Source organism: Enterobacter cloacae complex sp. P6RS, assembly GCF_014982245.1.
GTDB classification, from domain to species: domain Bacteria; phylum Pseudomonadota; class Gammaproteobacteria; order Enterobacterales; family Enterobacteriaceae; genus Enterobacter; species Enterobacter bugandensis.
On the sequence record NZ_JADCLB010000046.1, the window covers coordinates 1 to 5,154 of the forward strand.

General features: G+C 43.3%; 4 protein-coding genes. All 4 read left to right on the forward strand.

Features of this window, described 5'->3' with window-relative positions:
• Positions 1 to 122: 122 nt before the first annotated feature.
• The gene (locus tag INF73_RS22305) at positions 123 to 1,229 is read left to right on the forward strand and encodes a glycosyltransferase (RefSeq protein WP_063942188.1); all 1,107 of its coding nucleotides are present in this window, start codon (positions 123 to 125) and stop codon (positions 1,227 to 1,229) included.
• A gap of 1 nt (position 1,230) precedes the next feature.
• Positions 1,231 to 2,652, forward strand: a complete 1,422-nt coding sequence (locus tag INF73_RS21720; RefSeq protein ID WP_193542922.1) for a mannose-1-phosphate guanylyltransferase/mannose-6-phosphate isomerase — start codon at positions 1,231 to 1,233, stop codon at positions 2,650 to 2,652.
• Complete coding sequence (locus INF73_RS21725; RefSeq protein ID WP_193542921.1) at positions 2,652 to 4,088, forward strand: phosphomannomutase; 1,437 nt, start codon at positions 2,652 to 2,654, stop codon at positions 4,086 to 4,088. The genes INF73_RS21720 and INF73_RS21725 overlap by 1 nt, the downstream gene beginning before the upstream one ends.
• A 74-nt stretch (positions 4,089 to 4,162) precedes the next feature.
• A partial coding sequence (locus INF73_RS21730) for an acyltransferase (RefSeq protein WP_193547320.1) occupies positions 4,163 to 5,154 on the forward strand: 992 nt, incomplete at its 3' end.

The following is a 5,154-nucleotide window of genomic DNA, read 5'->3' on the forward strand; positions in this document are numbered from 1 at the left end:
CAACAAGGACACTCTTCCTTCAATATTATTCTGATAGTGCATGCGCAGAATATTTTAAAAAAATATTTCAATAATGAATTCTTGATAAGAAACGGGTTTCATTTTTTTATAAAGAGGTTTAAGTGCGTATTCTCGAAGTAAGTAAGTTATATCCCCCCTTCTGGGGAGGGATCGAGACGGTAGTGTACGATATATCAACGGTATTAAAACAAGAAGGTTACGACGTTGATGTATTATGCGTTTCGGAAAAAAATGAATCTTCTGAAGAGGTCATCGATAGCGTCAAGGTTTATCGCTGCGCCAGTCTTGCCCATTTAGCAAGCACTTATGTCTCCTTCGAGTTCATTAAAGTATGGAAAAAAATTAGAAATAACTATGACGTTATACATGTTCACTTACCGAATCCACTCGCGCTTCTCGCCTTTTTCATATTTAAACCCCGTAAAGGTTGTAAAATTATCGTCCATTGGCACAGCGATATAGTAAAACAAAAGTATTTGAAAATTCCTTTTATACCTTTGCAAAACGATTTGCTTGCTCGTAGTAACAAAATTATCGCAACCAGCCAGGTTTATGCCGACGCCTCAGAAGATCTCGCGAAATACCTTAATAAGGTTGAAGTTATCCCGATTGGCATTGACGAAGATAAAATGGTTGCGACACCTGAGTCAGTCGAGCAGATTAAACAGCGCTATGACGGTAAGTTTGTTATCTTTTCTCTTGGTCGACACGTCTACTACAAAGGCTTTGAGTATCTTATCGAGGCGGCAAGACTTTTGGACGAAAACTATATTATCTTGCTGGGTGGCCAAGGCGAGTTAACCCCTGAATTGAAAGCGAAAATTAAAGAGTATAACCTTGAAGATGTCGTTAAGTTGCTGGGGCGGCTCTCCGTTCATGAACTGCCAGCATACTTTAGCGCTGCAGATGTATTCTGTCTGCCATCCGTTGAACGCTCCGAAGCTTTCGGTGTCGTGCAACTTGAGGCTATGGCTTGTGGTACACCAGTTATCTCAACCGATATTAAGGGCTCTGGTGTCGCATGGGTCAATAAGCATGGTGTAACAGGCCTGGTAGTCCCAGTAAAGAATGCTCAGGCGTTAGCTACTAGCTTTAATGATTTGCGTGAGCATCCAATTAATAGAAATCAAGTTTATGAGTATTTTACACAGCATTATACTAGGTCCAAAATGGTTAATTATTTCATCAAGGTCATAGAGGGAGCATAATATGAAAATATTGCCTGTTGTTATGGCTGGAGGTTCAGGAACTCGTCTCTGGCCGCTCTCACGCTCTCTATATCCAAAACAATTTTTGTCATTAGTTGATGATGCTTCGTTGTTGCAGGGTACACTCTTGCGACTCGAAAGTCTCGATTGCAGCACGCCTCTTATTATCAGTAATAACGAGCACCGATTTATCGTCGCTGAACAATTGCGCCAGGCAGGAATTCTCGACTTTGACATCATTCTTGAACCCGTGGGTCGCAACACTGCACCTGCTATTGCTCTGGCCGCACTCCATGCATTAAAAGATGGCGATGACCCTATTATGCTGGTGCTTGCTGCCGATCATGTTATTCAAAACGTTGATGCGTTTTGCAGTAGTGTGACTCTGGCTCAGAGGCAGGCGGTGGATGGAAAAATGGTGACCTTTGGCATTGTCCCCTCGCATGCTGAAACGGGCTATGGATACATTCGACAAGGTAATGAACTGATCGAGTCGGTCTTCAAAGTCGATGCTTTTGTTGAAAAACCTGATCAGTCTACCGCAGAGGCTTATCTACGTGACGGCAACTATCTCTGGAACAGCGGAATGTTCATGTTTAAAGCAAGTATCTATTTGGCAGAACTGGAAAAATTCCGTCCGGACATACTAAGCGTCTGTAGAAAGGCAATGTCATGTGCCTCGGCCGATCTTGATTTTATCCGGCTTGATGGCTCGGTTTTTGCCGCCTGCCCGGATGAATCAGTAGATTATGCAGTGATGGAAAAAACTTGCCATAGTGTTGTTGTGCCAATGGATGCTCAATGGTGCGATGTTGGTTCCTGGAGTTCGTTGTGGGATATTTCTACCAAAGATGACAATGGCAACGTGACCCATGGCGATGTGATTTATCACAATAGCAACAATAACTATGTCTATGCTGAAAATTCGCTGGTCGCCACAATTGGTGCGGATGATCTTGTGATTGTTCAAACTAAAGATGCGTTGTTGATTGCTAAGCAGGATCAAGTACAGAATATCAAAAAAGTCGTCGATGTCCTTAAACATGAAAAACGTAGTGAGCATATTTCACACCGTGAAGAGTATCGTCCCTGGGGGCGTTATGATTCCGTTGATCAGGGGGGGCGCTATCAGGTTAAACGCATTACCGTAAAGCCGGGTGAGCGTCTCTCGACACAAATGCATTACCATCGCGCAGAGCATTGGGTGGTCGTTGCTGGTACAGCGAAGGTGACGCGCGGTGATGACGTTTTTCTGGTATCGGAAAATGAATCAACGTTTATTCCCGTTGGGGTCGTACATACTCTGGAAAACCCGGGCAAGGTGCCGTTAGAAGTCATTGAAATCCAGTCCGGGACTTATCTTGGCAGTGATGATATCGTTCGCTTCGATGATAAATATGGACGTATTAAGGATAATAAATAATGTTAAATTCCAAACATGTGATAAAGAACAGTAATGTTGCGTTTGGAACAAGCGGAGCACGAGGTCTGGTTGTCGATTTCACTTCTGAAGTCTGTGCTGCATTTGCACACGCATTTATTGATGTCATGGCGCGGGATTTTACCTTTGATACTGTTGCCTTAGCCATTGATAATCGCCCGAGCAGCTATGCTATGGCGAAGGCCTGCGCTCAGGCTATTATTGCTAAAGGGCTAAGAGCGGTTTATTACGGAGTGATCCCAACGCCCGCGCTGGCTAATCAATCGCTCCATGACAGGATCCCGGCCATTATGGTTACCGGCAGCCATATCCCCTTCGATCGCAACGGGTTAAAATTTTACCGTCCAGATGGAGAGATCACCAAAGCCGATGAGCTAAGCATTCTGCAGTGCGAGTCCGTTTTTAGCCTCGAAATACCTTTACCTGGATTGACAACGTCGTCGCTGGCCGCCGATAACTACATTGCGCGTTACACCTCTCTGTTTGGTGCTGATACGCTGGCAGGCAAGCGGGTAGGTATTTACGAGCACTCCAGCGCTGGTCGCGATCTTTATGCCAAAATATTTACCCGGCTTGGGGCTGAAGTCATCAGCATTGGTCGCAGCGATGAATTTGTACCAATCGATACCGAAGCTGTTTCTGAAGAAGATAAAGTGAAAGCCCGTGGATGGGCGAGCGAGCTTAATCTCGACGCTATCTTCTCAACTGATGGCGATGGTGATCGTCCTCTTGTGGCTGATGAGCAGGGAGAATGGTTGCGCGGTGATATCCTTGGTCTACTATGTGCTAAGGCGCTGGGTATTGACGCACTCGCTATCCCGGTTAGTTGTAATACGGCGATCGCAAAATCCGGCCTGTTTAAGCATATTGAGCTAACAAAGATTGGTTCACCTTATGTCATTGCCGCATTTTCCGGGCTAAGCATCGACTATGAGCGCATCGCTGGCTTTGAAGCTAACGGTGGATTTTTACTGGGCAGCGACATCACATTTGGTGATACTACGATTTCCGCACTGCCGACACGTGATGCCGTTCTGCCATTTCTGATGGTATTTGCTAGCGCCGTTACCGCAAAGGTCCCGATGTCGCACTTATTACAACATCTTCCTCAGCGGTTTACTCACTCAGACCGCATCCAGAACTTTGCCACGGCGCGGAGCAAAGAAATCATTGCTAAAGCATTGCAAGATCCGCTCGACTTTGTACATTCTCTTGGTTTTAACCTGGGAATCAAGGGCGTCGATTCCACTGATGGTCTTCGACTCACTCTCAGTGATGATTCTGTAATTCATCTGCGCCCATCCGGCAATGCTCCTGAGCTGCGCTGTTATGCTGAATGCAATAGTGCTTTTTCCGCTGTCGCATTGGTTGAAAATATACTTGATCAGCTAAAAAAACGTTTATCTAATATTCATTAGATATTTTCTACCTTAGATGTTGGGCAGTATTCTGTGCTGCCCAGTGAGTTATTAGCTTAGGAATATAAAGCAATATGATCGCAAAAAGAATTCAGGGGGTTGAGGTATTAAGAGTCTTTGCTATATTTATGGTGGTTTTGATACATTCAACTCCGGAGTATACAAATAGTTCAGGGTCAAACTTAGCTGCACTAATCTTACAGTCAATATCACGTGCAGGATTTATCTCTTTTTTTCTAATTAGCGGTTATTTCGCTCTAAACGAAAAAATAGTTAGCTTGAAGAAATATTATTACAACAGGTTTGTTACTATAGTTATCCCGTTTTTACTTTACGCTTATATTCATTATTTTATGGTGCATTATGACTTTGGGCGGGCCGTTAATTCTCTGTCAGGTTTTTTTTCTATAAACACTCTGACGGATTTTCTACATGCGATTATTATCGGACCCGCTTTTAATGGTTCAATGTTTGTTTCTTTACATTTCTGGTTTATCTACTGGATAGTGGGTGCTTATGCCGTGGCCCCCTTTGTTGGTTATATTATTCAACGTATAGAGCCAGCTTCGAGACTCAAGTCTATCGCCTTTTTGCTAGGTGTTAGTTGGTTGCACCTCTATATTAATCGCTATTTCCCAAATGCTAACATTATCTCTATTCCTTTTATTACCGATGGATGGTTTGTTTATTTTCTTATAGGCGGACTTCTGTACGGCTTGGATCTCAATAAATATAGAAAATATGCACTCCTGTTTTGCGTTATAGGATATATATTGACTATTTTCTTAACTTGGTACAATTTTGCTATATTGAGTATTTATCAAGCGCCTTATGGTATTGATATCAACATGGTGCTTTGCGCATGCGGATTTTTTATTATTTTCCAAACGCTTCGCGAGAATCCGTTAGCGACGTGGTTTGCAAGGGCATCGAAATACACCTATGGGATTTATTTGACTCATGTATTTATGATGTATTTTGTAAGCGGCTTTACTAAAACAGCTACGAGCAGTGAAATTGCCAACTCTGTATTTACGGCGGTGGTTGCTTTTACATTGGCGTTAAT

What these genes read in the sequence shown, in the direction of transcription:
- INF73_RS21725 (WP_193542921.1), top strand. Translation starts at nt 2,652, where the DNA reads ATGTTAAATTCCAAACATGTGATAAAGAACAGTAATGTTGCGTTTGGA.
- INF73_RS21720 (WP_193542922.1), top strand. Translation starts at nt 1,231, where the DNA reads ATGAAAATATTGCCTGTTGTTATGGCTGGAGGTTCAGGAACTCGTCTC.